General features: G+C 61.9%; 15 protein-coding genes and 2 tRNA genes. 3 read left to right on the forward strand and 14 right to left on the reverse strand.

What is annotated here, in order from left to right; genetic code table 11:
• Positions 1-430 precede the first annotated feature (430 nt).
• From ACIPW4_RS02075 to ACIPW4_RS02110, 8 genes are all read right to left on the reverse strand, one after another.
• Complete coding sequence (locus ACIPW4_RS02075) at positions 431-1,750, reverse strand: tyrosine-type recombinase/integrase (RefSeq protein ID WP_400654365.1); 1,320 nt, start codon at positions 1,748-1,750, stop codon at positions 431-433.
• Positions 1,751-1,912: 162 nt separating this feature from the next.
• Positions 1,913-1,988: transfer RNA gene (locus ACIPW4_RS02080), tRNA-Thr, on the reverse strand.
• Between the two features lie 97 nt (positions 1,989-2,085).
• Positions 2,086-2,334, reverse strand: coding sequence for a hypothetical protein (locus tag ACIPW4_RS02085; protein ID WP_400654366.1), 249 nt, complete (start codon positions 2,332-2,334; stop codon positions 2,086-2,088).
• A 730-nt stretch (positions 2,335-3,064) separates the two neighbouring features.
• Entirely contained in the window at positions 3,065-4,270 is a 1,206-nt protein-coding gene (locus tag ACIPW4_RS02090) for a methyltransferase (RefSeq protein WP_400654367.1), read from the reverse strand.
• Between the two features lie 132 nt (positions 4,271-4,402).
• A complete protein-coding gene (locus ACIPW4_RS02095) occupies positions 4,403-5,092 on the reverse strand; it encodes an ABC transporter permease (protein WP_085677908.1) in 690 nt (229 codons plus the stop codon).
• Complete coding sequence (locus ACIPW4_RS02100) at positions 5,089-5,784, reverse strand: ABC transporter permease (protein WP_400654368.1); 696 nt, start codon at positions 5,782-5,784, stop codon at positions 5,089-5,091. The genes ACIPW4_RS02095 and ACIPW4_RS02100 overlap by 4 nt, the downstream gene beginning before the upstream one ends.
• A gap of 54 nt (positions 5,785-5,838) precedes the next feature.
• Positions 5,839-6,591, reverse strand: a complete 753-nt coding sequence (locus ACIPW4_RS02105) for an ABC transporter substrate-binding protein (RefSeq protein WP_400654369.1) — start codon at positions 6,589-6,591, stop codon at positions 5,839-5,841.
• A gap of 11 nt (positions 6,592-6,602) precedes the next feature.
• Complete coding sequence (locus ACIPW4_RS02110; protein WP_400654370.1) at positions 6,603-7,376, reverse strand: ABC transporter ATP-binding protein; 774 nt, start codon at positions 7,374-7,376, stop codon at positions 6,603-6,605.
• A gap of 633 nt (positions 7,377-8,009) precedes the next feature.
• On the opposite strand from ACIPW4_RS02110, the gene gabP reads away from it, so the two are divergent.
• Positions 8,010-9,395, forward strand: coding sequence for a GABA permease (gene gabP, locus ACIPW4_RS02115; protein WP_400654371.1), 1,386 nt, complete (start codon positions 8,010-8,012; stop codon positions 9,393-9,395).
• 121 nt (positions 9,396-9,516) lie between these two features.
• Here gabP and ACIPW4_RS02120 read toward each other — a convergent pair whose 3' ends face one another.
• Positions 9,517-9,960, reverse strand: a complete 444-nt coding sequence (locus ACIPW4_RS02120) for a hypothetical protein (RefSeq protein WP_400654372.1) — start codon at positions 9,958-9,960, stop codon at positions 9,517-9,519.
• A gap of 60 nt (positions 9,961-10,020) precedes the next feature.
• Positions 10,021-11,010: a polyphosphate kinase 2 gene (gene ppk2, locus ACIPW4_RS02125; RefSeq protein WP_400654373.1), complete on the reverse strand. Its 990-nt coding sequence runs from the start codon at positions 11,008-11,010 to the stop codon at positions 10,021-10,023.
• Positions 11,011-11,182: 172 nt separating this feature from the next.
• Between ppk2 and ACIPW4_RS02130 the strand changes: the two genes are divergently transcribed.
• Both ACIPW4_RS02130 and ACIPW4_RS02135 read left to right on the forward strand, forming a co-directional pair.
• Complete coding sequence (locus tag ACIPW4_RS02130) at positions 11,183-11,473, forward strand: type II toxin-antitoxin system RelE/ParE family toxin (protein WP_400654374.1); 291 nt, start codon at positions 11,183-11,185, stop codon at positions 11,471-11,473.
• A gap of 9 nt (positions 11,474-11,482) precedes the next feature.
• The gene (locus ACIPW4_RS02135; RefSeq protein ID WP_400654375.1) at positions 11,483-11,788 is read left to right on the forward strand and encodes an addiction module antidote protein; all 306 of its coding nucleotides are present in this window, start codon (positions 11,483-11,485) and stop codon (positions 11,786-11,788) included.
• A 134-nt stretch (positions 11,789-11,922) separates the two neighbouring features.
• On the opposite strand, the gene ACIPW4_RS02140 is transcribed toward ACIPW4_RS02135, so the two are convergent.
• From ACIPW4_RS02140 to ACIPW4_RS02155, 4 genes are all read right to left on the reverse strand, one after another.
• A tRNA-Phe gene (locus ACIPW4_RS02140) sits at positions 11,923-11,998 on the reverse strand.
• Between the two features lie 90 nt (positions 11,999-12,088).
• On the reverse strand, positions 12,089-12,361 hold the full coding sequence (locus tag ACIPW4_RS02145; protein WP_400654376.1) for an oxidative damage protection protein: 273 nt from the start codon (positions 12,359-12,361) through the stop codon (positions 12,089-12,091).
• The gene (gene mutY, locus ACIPW4_RS02150; protein ID WP_400654377.1) at positions 12,358-13,425 is read right to left on the reverse strand and encodes an A/G-specific adenine glycosylase; all 1,068 of its coding nucleotides are present in this window, start codon (positions 13,423-13,425) and stop codon (positions 12,358-12,360) included. The genes ACIPW4_RS02145 and mutY overlap by 4 nt, the downstream gene beginning before the upstream one ends.
• Positions 13,422-15,659 (reverse strand): AsmA family protein, encoded by a 2,238-nt coding sequence (locus ACIPW4_RS02155; protein WP_400654378.1) that lies wholly within the window; start codon positions 15,657-15,659, stop codon positions 13,422-13,424. The genes mutY and ACIPW4_RS02155 overlap by 4 nt, the downstream gene beginning before the upstream one ends.
• Positions 15,660-15,719: the final 60 nt, after the last annotated feature.

Raw genomic sequence — 15,719 nt, forward strand, 5'->3', positions numbered from 1 at the left:
CAGCGAGGTACGGTGTATCTGGCGCACGAGCGCTATGTGTGTAAGAGCATCCATCACATGGGTAGTGACCGGGCGAGCTGCCGGATGCGAATCGCCCTTGGGGAGAACCACCGCCAGAGCGGCGTGACCTTTAAGGTTCGGGTCACCTGGGGTGCTGTCATCGACAGCGCTTGCAACTCCCGGTCTACGCCTGTGGACAATGTTCGTCAAGCAAAGCGATTTCAGGGATTTAGCGCCTGTGGATAAAACTATCCTCCGGTGGACATCAGTGGTTTTCCACAGACGTACGCTGTGCCTGGGATTTTTTTCTTAGGTATGGTCCTTTCAAACGGGGCGGCTTTGCAGCCCCGTTTGAAAGGACCTGCGCGGAGGAGCTTCATGCGGTGCTGTGGGTAACTTCACAGCCAGTTTGAGGTTGTGGTGCGGCGGGTTACTCGGTCCTCTTGGCACTGCGCAGGCGCGTGACGTTCTCGCCCGCCTGCTTGGCAAACTCATGCGGCGTCACATGGTCCTCGCGGTTTGCATCCAGAAACCGGCTCCACCAGGTCATTATCATCCGGCGCTCTTCGAGGAACTCGGCCTTGTGGGTATAAGCGGCCCGAACGTTGTTGCGTTCCTTGTGGCTCATCTGTCTTTCGATAGCCGTCTCCGACCACAGCCCGGACTCGACCAGCGCACTGCACGCCATGGCTCGGAAACCGTGGCCGCAGATATCCACCTTGGTGTCGTAGCCCATCGTCCTGAGCGCGGCATTCACCGTGTTCTCGGACATCGGATTCCACGGTTTGGCATCTCCCGCGAACACCAGCTCGAACTTGCCGGTGATCGCGTGGATCTGCTCAAGCAAGGCCACTGCCTGTGGTGATAAGGGTACAACGTGAATGTCCCCGGCCATCTTTGTACCCCTTGTGGAAAACGGTACGCCGTCCAGCGCCGCCCGGGTGTCGGGGATTTCCCAGATTCCGCGCTTGAGGTCGAACTCGTTCCAGCGGGCGAAGCGCAGTTCACTGGAGCGTACGAACACGTGTAGCGATAGCATCACCGTGAGCCGCGTGAGTGGGCGACCTTTGTAGCCGTCGATACGCGCCTGTAGCTCAGGCAACCGTGATAAGGGTAGTGCGGGTCGATGTGTAACCCGTGGCGTTTTGATCGAGCCATCGAGGTCGTAAGCCGGGTTCGCCGTGATAAGTCGCAGCCGTTTGGCTTCGCGCATGATGCTTTGCAGGTAGTTCTTGATCCTGAGCGCCACGTCGATGGTGCCGCGCTTCGTCACGGCCTCCAGTGGCTGCATAAGGTCGTGAATGTCGAGCTCAACGATTGCCCTGGCACCGAGAATAGGGAAGACGTGTGTCTTCAAACGGCTGAGCACTGTTTTGGCGTGGCCGGGCGCCCACTTGGGCGCCATGCTCGCATGCCAGTCGAGCGCAACGCTTTCGAAGGTGCGGCCGTTGATCACGGCCTGGGTCTTGGTTTGTTGCTTGTACTGGATGGGGTCTATGCCGTTGGCGAGCTGCTGCTTGATCTCGAAGCGCTTGCGGCGTGCGTCGCCTAGCCCGACCACCGGATAGCTGCCGAGGGCGGTCAGGCCTTCGCGGCCATCGGGTTTCACGTACCTGAGCCGCCAGCCTTTGCGGCCGTTGGGTTGCACAAGCAGGTAAAGACCGTCGCCGTCGAAGAGCTTGTACTCGCGCTCTCTGGGCTTCGCCGTGCGACAGGCGGTGTCTGTAAGCGGGGCAGTGGTGCGAGCCATAAGGGTAGTCTCCGATATCGAAACGGACCTCTATCCTTAAACTACCCTTATTAGCGCTGGCTACCCTCGGAATCCGACGGAACGCCAAAACGAAAAAACCCGCCAGAAGGCGGGTTTTTCGGGGGTTCCAGAGATTTTGAAAGCTTTCTATGGAACCTTGAATGGTGCCGGCACCAGGAATCGAACCCGGGACCTACTGATTACAAGTCAGTTGCTCTACCATCTGAGCTATACCGGCAATGGGGCGTCATTATAACGATCGGTTGGCGCGTGTAAACCACTTCCTTGCGAAAGCTTGCAAATAGCCTAAGTCACCGGCCCAAAAGGATATTTTCTTACCAACCGCGGTGGATGGTATTGACGTTCGGCTCGGTCTTGCCGGGGTTGAAAAACAGCTTGTCGTTGTCGCAGCCACGCTTGCGGCACGGGCTTTCCACGCGCAGGGGCAGGCCGTTGTCGCCGCCCAGTTGCATGCCGGGGGTGTTCCAGTCCAGGTGGCTTGCGGGGTGCGGGGCAGGGCTGTTGGCGCAGGCGCCCAGGGTCAGGGTGAAGGCCAGCAGGGCAAGGCGTTTGGCTTGGGTCACGATGGTGTAGTCCGTTCGTCCATTGTCGATTCTGGCGCAACGCCAGAGGGTCGCAAGGCTGACGGACAGCGTGCGACGTGGTTTTTCGATGATTTGGAAGGCGGATGATACACCGTCGGCCTCTTCGCGGGTGAACCCGCTCCCACAGGGATCGTGGTGATTTTGTGAGGGATTTCTGAACTTGAGACTAAATGCTTCAGGATTGAGGTATTTGGGAATTATCCTACGCAACAAGTCGAACCTTCCCTGTCGGCGGGGAGGTGGCCCAGGGATAACGTTCCTGGGTTGCCAATCTGGGGGATATGGAGGATGACCACAAGCTGCTGGGCGCTGCGGACTATCTATTGGCGCTGGCGAAGGCGTTGATGAACGATGTCGAGATTGCCAGGAACAAGGTGCATTGATCTGCAGGTTCACTAGCTGTATCACGGCTTACATCCTGGGGCCGCTTTGCGGCCCTTTCGCGACGCAAGGCCGCTCCTACAAAAAAGCAGTCGCAAGGTTGGGAAATGGCCTTTCGCAGCATGCATAACGAGAGCTTATGCACAAGAGGCATTGCCGCCTTGCGCGAAAGGCATGCCGCTTCTCCATACCGCCGGTCTTTGCGCAAACACCTGTTTTTACTGGGCTTGAGGCATGTGCAGGAATAAGCCAAACGCTTGAAATAGCGCTTGGCTTCATCCAGTCATCAAAAGCTTGTTCACAGAGTTATCCACAGGTTGTGATGTCGCTAACGTCCACGTTCGGCGAGCAGCAGCAGGTTGCGTGGCGTGAGTGGGTAATCGCAGAAAATGCCCAGGCGAACGTCGTAGCCTTGTTCCTCGAGGAACAGGGCGCGATCGAGCACCAGCCACAATTCCAGTGGGCGACGGAACAGGTTGCGCAGGCGCTCGAGGTTGCGTACCTCGGCCAGGCGCTGCCAGCCGGCGGCCTCCAGCGCGGCCCAGTCCGGGCTGCCACTGAGCGCGACGTTGCGCAGATCGGCCAGCTCGCGACAGTACTGTTCGAACGGCTTGTCCAGCCAGGCGATTGGCAGGGAAGGGGTGGACAGGTATTCATCGCACTGGCGCTGTTCGCGTTGCAGCAGGTCGAAGCCCAGGCGGCGGGCCATGGAGCAATCGCGCTGGTGGCGAACACGGGCGCTGGCGGTGACGGCTTCGTTCAGCGGCAGGCCCAGGTCGATCATGCTCAGCTGTAGTGACGACTCATGCGCGGCTGTGGATAACGGCTGGTAGTGCTCGCCGGGGATGCGGTTATAGCAGCAAGGGGCCACCGCCAGGTGGCGGCAGCCTTGCTGGCTGGCCTGGCGCAACAGGTGCACGTGCAGTTCGCCGCAGGCGTGCAGGGCGACCACGCTTTTCTCGTGGTTCAGGTGCTGGGTGATGCTGGCGGTCATGACGTCCTGGTGGACGTGGGTCGCGGGCAGGTGATGGTGATCGCTCAGGGCCTGGCCGGCGGCGACCAGCTCAGGGTTGTACTCCAGGCAGGTCAGCTGCTGGCCGGGTTGCAGCAGGCGACGGCCGAGGTGGCCTTTGCCGGAGCACCAGTCGAGCCAGTGGCGGGTGTGTTCGCGAAAGCCCAGACGGCGGCTGAAGGCTTCGATCTGCTGCCATTTGCGGCCGGGCACGGCGACATCGAGGCGGTGGCCGGCGGTGGGCAGGCCGGTGTCGGGGAGCTCGCCTACGGCTGATAGCTGTTCGGCTTGTGCGGCCAGTTGCGGGAACGGGGCGGGCAGGCCATGCGAATCGATGTCCGCTTCGGCATCGGCCAGTGAGCATTGGCGCAGGTGGGCGGCGAGTTCGGGGTACTCGGCTTCCCAGTCCAGGCGCAGGGCGGTGAAGGGCCGGGGTTTCCACAGCGGTTGGTGCTCGGTCAGAAACTGATCGAGGGCCTGGAAGCGGTCGTGCAAATGGGGGCTGTGGAGGTACGAGGGCATGGGCGTGGTTTGAGGGGTGTGTGGTTTTCCAGGGCCTCTTCGCGGGTGAACCCGCTCCCACAGGGTTCGGCACAGGCCCGGAGGCAGTGGAGTTCCTGTGGGAGCGGGTTTACCCGCGAATGGCCAGTAGGGTCAGCGGCCCTGGCAGGCGTCTACGCGCAACCAGCGTTCCAGCAGCTTGAAGCCTTGCACCAGCACGAACGAGATCACCAGGTAGAACACCCCGGCCGCGAAGAAGATCTCCACCGGCAAGTAGGTCCGGGCGATGATGGTACGCGCCATGCCGGTCAGCTCCAGCAGGGTCACGGTACTGGCCAGGGCACTGGCCTTGAGCATCAGGATCACTTCGTTGCTGTAGGCCGGCAGGCCGATGCGCGCGGCGCGCGGCAGCATGATGTAGAACAGCGCCTTGCCGCGCGACATGCCCAGCGCCCGCGCCGCTTCGATCTCGCCCTTGGGGATGGACTGCAGTGCACCGCGCAGGATCTCGGCGATGTAGGCGGCGGTGTGCAGGGTCATGGTCAGCACCGTGCACCAGAACGGATCGCGCAGGTACGGCCACAGGCTGCTCGAGCGCACCGCATCGAACTGCGCCAAGCCGTAGTAGACCAAAAACAGCTGCACCAGCAATGGCGTACCACGGAAGAAGAAGATGTAGCTGAACGGCACGGCGCGCACGTACCAGTGGCGCGAGGAGCGGGCGATGCCCAGCGGGATGGCCAGGATCAACCCGGCGACCACGGCAATTGCCACCAGCTCCAGGGTCAGGGTCGCGCCCTGGGCCAGGCGCGGCAGCCATTTGATGATGACTTCCCAGTTCATTGCTCAGCCCTCGCAAAGCCGCGAGCGGCGCGTTTTTCCATGAAGTGCATGCCGGTCATGGCGATCACGGTCAGGCTCAGGTAGATGCAGGCGGCGACCATGTAGAAGGTGAACGGCTCCTTGGTCACGGTCACGCCGATCTGCGCATGGCGCATGATTTCTTCGAGGCCGATCACCGACACCAGCGCGGTGTCCTTCATCAGGATCATGAACAGGTTGCCCAGGCCCGGCAGGGCGATGCGCCACATCTGCGGCAGGATGATGCGCGACAGGATGCGGCCCTTGGACAGGCCCAGGGCCAGGCCGGCCTCGCGGTGGCCCTTGGGGATCGCCAGGATCGCGCCGCGGAACACTTCGGTGGCATAGGCGCCGAAACACAGGCCCAGGGCGATCACGCCGGCAGCAAAGGCGCTCAATTCGAGGCCAGGCAGGTTCAGGGCTTCGCCGAGGCTGTTCACCAGGCCGACGGTGCCGAAGTAGATGAGCAGAACCCAGAGCAGTTCGGGCACGCCGCGCACCAGGGTCGAATAGAAGCCGCCAAGCCATTGCAGCGGCTTGATCGAGGAAGTCTTGGCCAGGGCGCCGAGCAGGCCCAGGACCAGCCCCAGCAGCAGGGCGCAAAGCGCCAGTTTTACGGTCATCAGGGTGCCGGCCATCATGGCCGGACCGAATCCGTGCAGGTCGATATTCATGGGCAGGTCATTCTAGGGACTTGCGCGCCGCAGGGGCGCGCAGGTCAGGGCGGATCATTCGATGCTGAATGGGAAGTACTTGTCGTTGATCTTCTTGTACGTGCCATCAGCCTTGATTTCTGCCAGGGCTTTGTTCAGGTCGTCGCGCAGCTTGGTGTCACCCTTGCGCACGGCAATGCCGATCTTGTCGCTGTCCATCACTGGCTCGCCCTTGAACTCGTAGTTCATGCCGTCCTTGCTCTTCAGCCATTCGTACTGCACGTACTTGTCGGCGAGGATGCCGTCGATGCGGCCGGAAAGCAGGTCGAGGTAGGCGTTTTCCTGGGTGTCGTAGAGCTTGACGTTGACATCCGGGAAGTTGTCTTCAAGGTAAGTGCCTGCCAGCGTGGCACGCTGGGTGCCGATGGTCTTACCCTCGAGCGAAGCCTTGTCGGTCTTGAAGTCGACGTTCTTCGGCGCGATGAACTGCAGCTTGTTGGAGTAGTACGGCTCGGTGAAGTCGACCGCCTGCTTGCGCTCGTCGGTGATCGACAGCGACGACACCAGGAAGTCGAACTTCTTGGCGTTCAGGGCCGGGATGATGCCGTCCCAGTCGGAGGTGACGACCGAGCACTCGACTTTCATCTTCGCGCACAGGGCATCGCCGATGTCTTTGTCGAAGCCGACCACATTACCGCTGGCATCCTTGTTGTTGAACGGCGGGTAGGCCGCCTCGATACCCATGCGCAGTTTTTCTGCAGCCATGGCATTGGCCGACATCACCAGGGTGGCAGCGGCTGCCAGGAGAAACTTCTTGTAAGTCTGCATGTATTGCTCCGTTAGCGGTGGCTGGACATGAATTGCTTGCAACGCGCCGAGGTCGGGTTTTCGAAGACCTGCTGCGGCGATCCTTGCTCTTCGACCAGGCCCTGGTGCAGGAAGACCACTTCACTGGACACCTGGCGGGCAAAGTTCATCTCGTGCGTCACCAGCAGCATGGTACGGCCTTCTTCGGCCAGTGCGCGGATAACGTTAAGCACTTCCTGGACCATTTCCGGATCGAGCGCCGAGGTCGGCTCGTCGAACAGGATGACCTTGGGCTTCATGGCCAGGGTGCGGGCGATGGCGGCACGCTGTTGCTGGCCACCGGAAAGCTGGGCGGGGTAGCTGTGGCGCTTGTCGTGGATACCGACCTTGTTCAGCAGCGCTTCGGCGGCCTCGATGGCTTCGGCCTTGCTCTGGCCGAGCACGCGGCGTGGTGCCTCGATGATGTTGTCGAGGATCGACATGTGCGGCCACAGGTTGAAGTTCTGGAAGACGAAGCCGATCTCGCTGCGCAGGCGGTTGATCTGGCGGTTGTCGGCGGCGATCAGGTCGCCGTTCTTGGCGGCCTTGAGCTTGAGGGCTTCGCCGGCAACGAGGATTTCGCCCTGGTGGGGGTTCTCCAGCAGGTTGATGCAGCGCAGCAGGGTGGACTTGCCGGAGCCGGACGACCCCAGGATGGAGATCACGTCACCGTCGCGCGCGGTCAGCGAAATGCCCTTGAGAATTTCCTGCTCGCCGTAGCGTTTGTGCAGATTGCGGATTTCCAGCGCGGGCGTGGCCTGGGCCATGTGCGGTCCTCATGTGATCGGGTGCGTTCCCAGCTGTTGGCGGCCTTCCTGGCGTGCGCCACGCTAGCATAGCGGCAATATGGCGGCCAACAGGGTCGCAGGGGGCTCAAGGCATTGCTGGGGCAGTTTGTCGCATCGGTGCAGTGCAACGTCGCGCAGATGTCCGCAAAGGCTCTCGCCCAGCGCCATAGCCTTGATGAAAAAAGGCGCGATGGTGCCAGTTTTGGCCGGCACTGGGAAGCTGTTTTAGACCATTCGCGGGTCTGCCTCGCTTCGGCGGGTGCCACTGTGGGCTGTTGAATTGGATGAGGAGGGTTGTACCTTCGGGTTGCACTTTTGTGTTTTGCGCTGGTGCAAAGGTGTTACCTGGGAGCACCTTTGGTGCGTTTGTAAGTGAGTATTTCCGTAATCCGGACCTGGCATGGGGATTTGGCGACCTTTCGGTCAAGGGTTGGCCGAATGCCCTGCAGCCCGCGCCGTTAGAAGGTCGGGGCATCAATCTGACGAATGCATCCAGCATATGGCTCGCTAATTGCCAGTAGGAAACCGCCGATTGCAGCGACGCCTAGGTCAACCCCAGGTGCGCTCTGTTCCCGCAGTCGGAGTGGTCCACTCCTTACAAAGGTAGTTTTAATGAGCGGTAACAATTCCAATGACCTCGCTCAGGGGCTCAAACAACGGCATGTCACCATGCTGTCCATTGCTGGCGTTATCGGCGCTGGTCTGTTCGTAGGTTCCGGCCATGCCATCGCAGCTGCCGGCCCGGCCGTGCTGCTGGCCTACGCCGCCGCTGGTACTTTGGTAGTGCTGGTGATGCGCATGCTCGGTGAAATGGCGATCGCCTCGCCGGATACGGGTTCGTTTTCCACTTATGCCGACCGCGCCATTGGCCGCTGGGCCGGCTTTACCATTGGCTGGCTGTATTGGTGGTTCTGGGTGCTGGTCATTCCGCTGGAAGCCAACGCCGCTGCGGCCATCCTCCACGCCTGGTTCCCGTCCGTGGACCTGTGGGCCTTCTCCCTCCTTATTACGCTGGCGTTGACCCTGACCAACCTGTGCAGCGTGAAGAACTACGGTGAGTTCGAGTTTTGGTTCGCCCTGCTCAAGGTGCTGGCGATCATCGGCTTCATCGTTGTCGGCTGCATCGCCATGTTCGGCTTTGTACCAAGCAGCCAGGTTAGCGGTGCTTCGCACCTGTTCGATACCCAGGGCTTCATGCCAAACGGCCTGGGCGCAGTGCTGGCGGCCATGCTGACCACCATGTTCTCGTTCATGGGTACCGAAATCGTCACCATCGCGGCCGCCGAATCGAAAGACCCGGGCAAGCAGATCAGCCGCGCCACCAACTCGGTGATCTGGCGTATCTGCCTGTTCTACCTGGTGTCGATCTTCCTGGTCGTGGCCCTGGTGCCGTGGAACGACCCGGCGCTGGCCGAAGTGGGTTCCTACCAGACTGTACTGAGCCGCATCGGTGTGCCGAACGCCAAGCTGATCGTCGATATCGTCGTACTGGTCGCCGTGACCAGCTGCCTTAACTCGGCGCTGTACACGTCCTCGCGCATGCTGTTCTCGCTGAGCAAGCGTGGCGACGCCCCGGCCATCGCCCAGCGCACCACCAAGGCGGCTACCCCGCATGTAGCCGTGCTGCTGTCGACCGCTGCCGCGTTCCTCTGCGTGTTCGCCAACTACGTGGCCCCAGCCCAGGTGTTCGAGTTCCTGCTGGCCAGCTCCGGCGCCATCGCGCTGCTGGTGTACCTGGTGATTGCCGTTTCGCAGCTGCGCATGCGCAGCCAGCGTGAAGCGCGTGGCGAGAAGATTGCCTTCAAGATGTGGCTGTTCCCTGGTCTGACCTGGGCGACCATTGCCTTCATCGTGGCTGTGCTGGTGGTGATGGCGCTGCGTGAGGACCACCGTGCCGAGATCATCGCGACTGCGCTGCTGAGCATTGGCGTGGTGGCGGCTGGCTTGCTGGTGCACCGCAAGCGTGAGGCTAACGCGCGGGTGGCGTTGGACAACTGATCCGCGCTGCTTGAAATGAAGAAAGGCCGCGTCCAGTGCAGGATGCGGCCTTTTTTATTGCCTGGGCGGGCCTCTTCGCGGGTTCACCCGCGAAAGGGCCAGTGCAGGTCAAGCAGTTCGATCAGCCAAATTGCTTCTGCTGTTGCTGCTGCTTGGCCACCAGCTCGGAAGCGGCGATATAGGCTTCCTGGAATTCATCGCTCTCCAGCCAGGCCATGGTGGTGTCTTCGTCGGCGCCGTCGAGCCAGGTGCGGTAGGCGTTGAACACCAGCACGATGTAGTCGGTGGCGTGCTCTTCCTTGTGGCCCTTGAGTACCAGAGCCAGCAGCGGGTCGACCAGGAACACCGAGATCATCGCCACCAGGCCGCTTTCCTGGGCGGCTTTCATCTTGTCGAACAGCTCTTTGTAGCTGTCGGTCTCCATGGCCTTGTTGAACACCTGCTCGATGCTGGCGCTGTCACCGGCACTGGCCTTGACCGCCTGGCCGCTGCGCACCATGCGGTTCTGCTTGGCTTTGCTGGCGGCGCGCTTGGCGCGTTTCTGTTGCTTGGTTGGGGTGGCCATGGGGTGAATCCTTGGGGTATTCGGAAATTGCGCGTATTGAAGCGCAGCAGCCCGGGCGATTCAACTGGCGAGCGGCGCCGGTTCGTCCTCTTCGAACCCCCGTGAAGCACGCCCCACCAGCTGCTCATCCGGGGCATGGGCCACGCTGTGGTCCTTGTCTGGGTAATCCAGCGAATGCAGGAAGTGCCGGATGCAGTTGATCCGCGCACGCTTCTTGTCGTCCGACTTGATCACCGTCCATGGCGCATCAGCGGTATCGGTATGGAAGAACATCGCTTCTTTGGCCGTGGTGTAGTCCGCCCACTTGTCCAGCGACTTGATATCGATGGGCGACAGCTTCCAGTGCTTGAGCGGGTCGTCCCGGCGCGAGATGAAGCGGCGCAGCTGCTCTTCGCGGTTTACCGAGAACCAGTACTTGAACAACAGGATGCCGCTGTTGCACAGCATCCGCTCCAGGTCCGGTGCCTGGCGCATGAACTCCAGGTACTGCAGCGGCGAGCAGAACTCCATCACTTTCTCGACCCCGGCGCGGTTGTACCAGGAGCGGTCGAAGAAGACCATTTCACCCGCCGTGGGCAGGTGCTGGATATAGCGCTGGAAGTACCATTGCCCCTTCTCCTGCTCGGAAGGCTTCTCCAGCGCGACGATACGCGCACCTCGCGGGTTGAGGTGCTCCATGAAGCGCTTGATGGTGCCACCTTTGCCCGCTGCGTCACGCCCCTCGAACAGGATCACCACACGCTGGCCGGTTTCCTTGACCCAGCTTTGTACCTTCAGCAGCTCGATCTGCAGCGCATGCTTGGCCTTCTCGTAATCCTGGCGGCGCAGGCGGGTGCGGTAAGGGTAGCTGGCCGGCAGGCGTGCCGAGGTGCTGTCCTCGTTGCTGCCCTTCGGTGCGCTGGCCACTTCAAGCGCGGTCGGGGCCTGGCTGATCTGGGTGATGGTGGGCTCGGGTTTGCGCTGGCGAGGGCGGCGCGTGCGTGGAGTGGCCGGGACGCGAGTAGAGGATTCTTCGGGGGCGGTGAGCAGGAGGGTGGTTTCTTCGCTCATGGAGGTCCTTGCGAGGTGGGGTCGAATGTCCATTTCTGATTGTGAGTTTGGGTGTGGGAGAAGTCGTTGATGCTGATCAATGCCGGTGGGCGGAGGATGTGGCGCTGTACATTCAAATAGTTTGAAACACGTCCAGATTGCTGTAGTGTGAACTACGGTTTACATTTTTCCCATGCACACACTATTACAAACCGACAGCTACAGAAGGTGGTTCGCCGCGTTGCGGGATGCTCGTGCACAAGCTCGTATCAATGTGCGCTTGCGGCGGGTCGAGCTTGGAGTGATTGGAGACTGTAAGTCGGTAGGTGAAGGAGTGTCCGAGTTGCGGATCGATTACGGTCCGGGCTATCGGGTGTATTTCGTTCAGCGAGGCTACGAGGTGATCATCCTTCTGGCGGGTGGCGACAAGTCAACGCAGGCCAAGGACATCAGATCAGCCCTCAAGCTGGCACGCGAGCTTTAGGAGGCCGCCATGACTGATACCAAACTGACCAAGTGGGATGCCGCAGACCACCTCAAGACAGAGGAAGACATGGCTCTGTACCTTGAGGCCTGCTTTGAAGAAAACGATCCGGTGCTGCTTGCTGCTGCCTTGGGCGATATCGCGCGTGCTCGTGGCATGGCGCAACTGGCGCGTGATACGGGCTTGACTCGCGAAGGGCTATACAAGGCCTTGTCGGCGGAGGGTAACCCTAGCCTGGCGACCATCATGAAAGTGATGGCGGCACTCGGCCTGAGGCTACATGCCGAGGTGGTGTCTACGCGAACTGCGGGATAGGGCTTGAGGGATGGGGTGGTAATTACAGTTGCTGCTGATCCCAAAAGCAAAAACCGCAGACAACAAAAAACCCGCACTAGGCGGGTTTCTTGTTGTCGCTTCGGGTAACTTTGCAACCACCAGAAGCTTGAAGGTGGTGCCCAGAGACGGAGTCGAACCGCCGACACGAGGATTTTCAATCCTCTGCTCTACCGACTGAGCTATCTGGGCGACGAGGTGAATTAAATAGATTTTCTGGCGGCCCGTCAACGACTTTTTGAAAAAATTTTAAATTAATTCCGTCGCTTACGATCCGTGGGGTCATTCGGAGGGCGGAACGTAGCCTTCCGCCTGGGCGTATTCCTCGCCGGCGAAAAACTTGTCCATCTCGGCCTGGATGAACTTGCGGTCTTCGGCATTCATCATGTTCAGGCGCTTCTCGTTGATCAGCAGGGTCTGGTGTTTCTGCCAGTCAGCCCAGGCTTTCTGCGAGACGTGCTCGAAGATGTCCTGGCCCTTGGGGCCGGGGTAGGGCGCGCGCTCAAGGCCTGGCAGTTCTTCTTTGTACTTGCGGCACATCACGGTGCGGGTCATCGGGCTTCTCCTGCAATAAGTTCGTCGGCCGCGCGTTTGAGCAGCTTCTTGACCGGGGCGGCGAGGCCCAGGCGCGGCGGGGTGGCGAGGTTATACCAGAGCCAGTCGGCCTCGGCCACGTGCTGGCCGACCGGGGCGACGTGCACCAGCCAGGGCTCGATCGCCAGCTGGAAGTGGCTGAAGGTGTGGGTCAGGCCGTCAAGCGCGCGGCTGTCTGCCAGGCGCAGGCCGTGCTGGTAGGCGAGGTCGTCGAGCTGGGCGATATCGTCCAGCTCCGGCAGGCTCCACAGGCCGCCCCACAAGCCACTGGATGGGCGGCGGTAAAGCAGGATGGCGCCTTCGTGGTTGGCCAGCAACGGCATCAGCGTGCGCCGTTGGGGCAGCGCCTTGCGTGGCTTGGGCTCGGGGTAGCGGGTTTCTTCGCCGTGCAGGTGCGCCTCGCAGCCACGCTGCAACGGGCAGATCAGGCAGCTGGGCTTGCTGCGCGTACACAGCGTTGCGCCCATGTCCATCATCGCCTGGGTGTAGTGGTTGGCACGCTGCCGCGGGGTGAAGCGCTCGGCCGTGGCCCACAGCTGGTTGGCCACCTTGGGCTCGCCGGGGTAGCCGGCCTGGGCGGTGTAGCGGGCCAGCACGCGCTTGACGTTGCCATCGAGAATCGGTGCGCGGATGCCCATGCTGATGCTGGCGATGGCGCCGGCTGTGGAGCGGCCGATGCCGGGCAGTTCGGTGAGCTGCTCGACGCTGCGCGGGAATTCGCCGCCATGCTGCTCGACGACGATCTTCGCCGCCTTCTGCAGGTTGCGGGCGCGGGTGTAGTAGCCCAGGCCCGTCCACAGGTGCAGCACTTCGTCCTCCGGCGCTTCAGCCAGGGCCTGCACGGTCGGCAGGGCCTGCATGAAGCGGTCGAAGTAGTTGAGCACGGTGCTGACCTGGGTCTGCTGCAGCATGATTTCCGACACCCACACGCGGTAGGGGTTGATGCCCTGCTGCCAGGGCAGATCGTGGCGACCGTGCTGGTCGTACCAATCCAGCACGGCGCTGGAGAACTGCGTGGGGGTCATCGCTTGAACAGCCCCTTGAGCGCGTCTTTCAATTCTGGGCTCACTTTGTCTCCGAGTTTTTCATCGATCTTGTCTTGCAGGCGGTTGCCGGCCAGCTTGGCCGCGACCTTGCCCAGGCCATCCTGGTCCAGGCGGCAGGCCTTGGCGCCGAGCTCCAGCGGGCCACGGCAGCGCAACGGCAATTCCACGCCGACGAAGCGCTCGCCCACCTGGCAGGCCGGGTCGGGCATCGCGCGCTGGTCACCCTCGACAATCACGCCGACGTTGTAGTCCATGCCCAGTACGCGCAGGTCGAGGTCGCCATGGCCGTTGACGGTCAGGCCCGGGATGCGTGCCTTGAGGTCCGGATTGCTGGCCACGCCATTGCGAATCACAAGGCTGCCGCGCAGTTCTTCGAATGGGGTGTCCTTGCCGCGTGGCTCGCCGCTCAGGGTCTTGCGGTTCAGGGTGGCAATGGCCTGGCAGAGTTGCTGTTCCAGGTTGGCGTTGACCAGCACGCCGTCGTTGATGGTGAAGTTTGCGCTGCCATTGAGGGTGTCGACCAGTGCCTTCTGGCTGTTACCGGTGGCGGTCAGATCACTGGTCAGGGTCAGCAGGCCCTTGACCGGGGGCGTCTGCTCCTTGCCTTCGACCTTGATGAAGTGCTCGACCGGTACCCGGGTGATCTTGGTGTTGATACCGACCTGCGGCACGGCAGGGCGCACATCGACGTTGCCCTTGGCCTCGAAGGTGCCGTTGTAGAGGCCGCCACGCAGGGCCTGCAAGGTCAGCAGGCCGCCTTGGCCGGTGGCCTGCAGCTGTGCGTCGCTGATCGGCAGTTTGTCCAGGGTCAGCGAGCCGAAGGCCAGGTCGGCCTGCAGGTCGAGCACACGCAGGCGGTCGACCGGTAGCAGCTTGTCGTCGCTCCAGGCCTGCTGGGTCGGGGCGTTTGGCAGTGGCGAGCTGGCCGGGCTGGCCACTGCAGTGGCCTCCTGTTGCTGGACCTCGGCCTGGCGTGCGGCAGTGGCGCCCTTGGCTTCTTCGCTCTTGGCCGGCATGTAGCGATCAGCATCGAATTTGTCGCCTTTGAGCTGCAGCCGCAGGGCCTGCTTGGCGAAGTCTTCGATGGCCACGCGGCCGGTGAAGGTGCTGTCGTCCAGTTTCACGGCCAGGTCGGCCAGGGTCAGACTGGTCGGCGAGCCCTGCAGGCGGGTCACCAGCTCCAGTTTGCCGAATGCGGCTGCATCGTTGGTGGCCGGCAGCGGGTGGCCGATGCCGTCGAGGAACGTGCGCAGGTTGAACTGGGCGATGGACAGGCCGCCGCTGAGCTGCGGGGTCTTGTCCAGGTCACGCACGTTCAGCTCGCCGAGGGCGCGCAGCTGGTTGGCCGAGACCTTCAGGCCGTTCCACGAGGCAACGTTGGCGCCCATGTCGACCAGCAGCTGGCCCTGGGCACCGAAGGTGACGGTCTTGCCAGCGGTGGGTTCGCCCGAGGTTTCGCCGGTCAGGCGCAGGTCTTCGAAGTTGTAGCGCTTGAGCTTGCGATCGAAACGCAGCTCGCCGGCCAGCTCGGTGCGGGCCTTGATCGCCGGTTGGCTGGCGCTGAGGAAGGCGCTGGCCTTGAGGGCGATGTTGGTGCCTTCGTGGACCGGGCCGGTGCTCAGCTGGATGCTCTCTGCACTGTAGCTCTGGCCGCTTTTGGCATCGGTGTAGTAAACCCGGGCGTTGTTCACGGTCAGGCTGTCGATATCGAGCTTCACCGCGCGCTCACTGCTGCTTTCAGCAGGTTTTGCGGGTTGTTCGGCAGGTGCCTGGGCGGGCGCATTGGCGCTGCCGCCGGTTGCAGCCGGCAGCGGCTTGCCGATGTCTTCCCAGTTGCCGTGGCCGTTTTCGTCACGCGCAAGCGTCAGGTTGAGGCCTTCGACGCGTACATCGCTCATCTGCACTTCGCGGCGCAGCAATGGCAGTACGCGTACCGATAGGCCGAGCATCTGCAGGTCGGCGAATGGTTCCTTTGGTTTGGCCAAAGTGGCGATGCTGGCTTCGTGCAGCTCCAGGCCCAGCCAGGGGAACAGGCTCCAGCCGATGTCGCCGTTGAGGGTCAGCTCGACGTGGGCCTTGTCGCGCGCCAGTTGGCGGATCTCGTCTTTGTAGTCGTTGGGATCGAAGAGGTGGGTCAGGGCGAAGCCCAGCGCCACAATGATCAGCAGCAACCCGAGAAGCCCCAGTCCCAGGATTTTGCCGAACGCTTTCATGGGCGAGTCCTTGTAGTCCGTGATGTGAATTCCGAACGGCTGAGTATAGCGCCGCAGGGG

It is taken from the genome of Pseudomonas sp. NPDC089996 (assembly GCF_044748405.1).
Lineage (GTDB): Bacteria > Pseudomonadota > Gammaproteobacteria > Pseudomonadales > Pseudomonadaceae > Aquipseudomonas.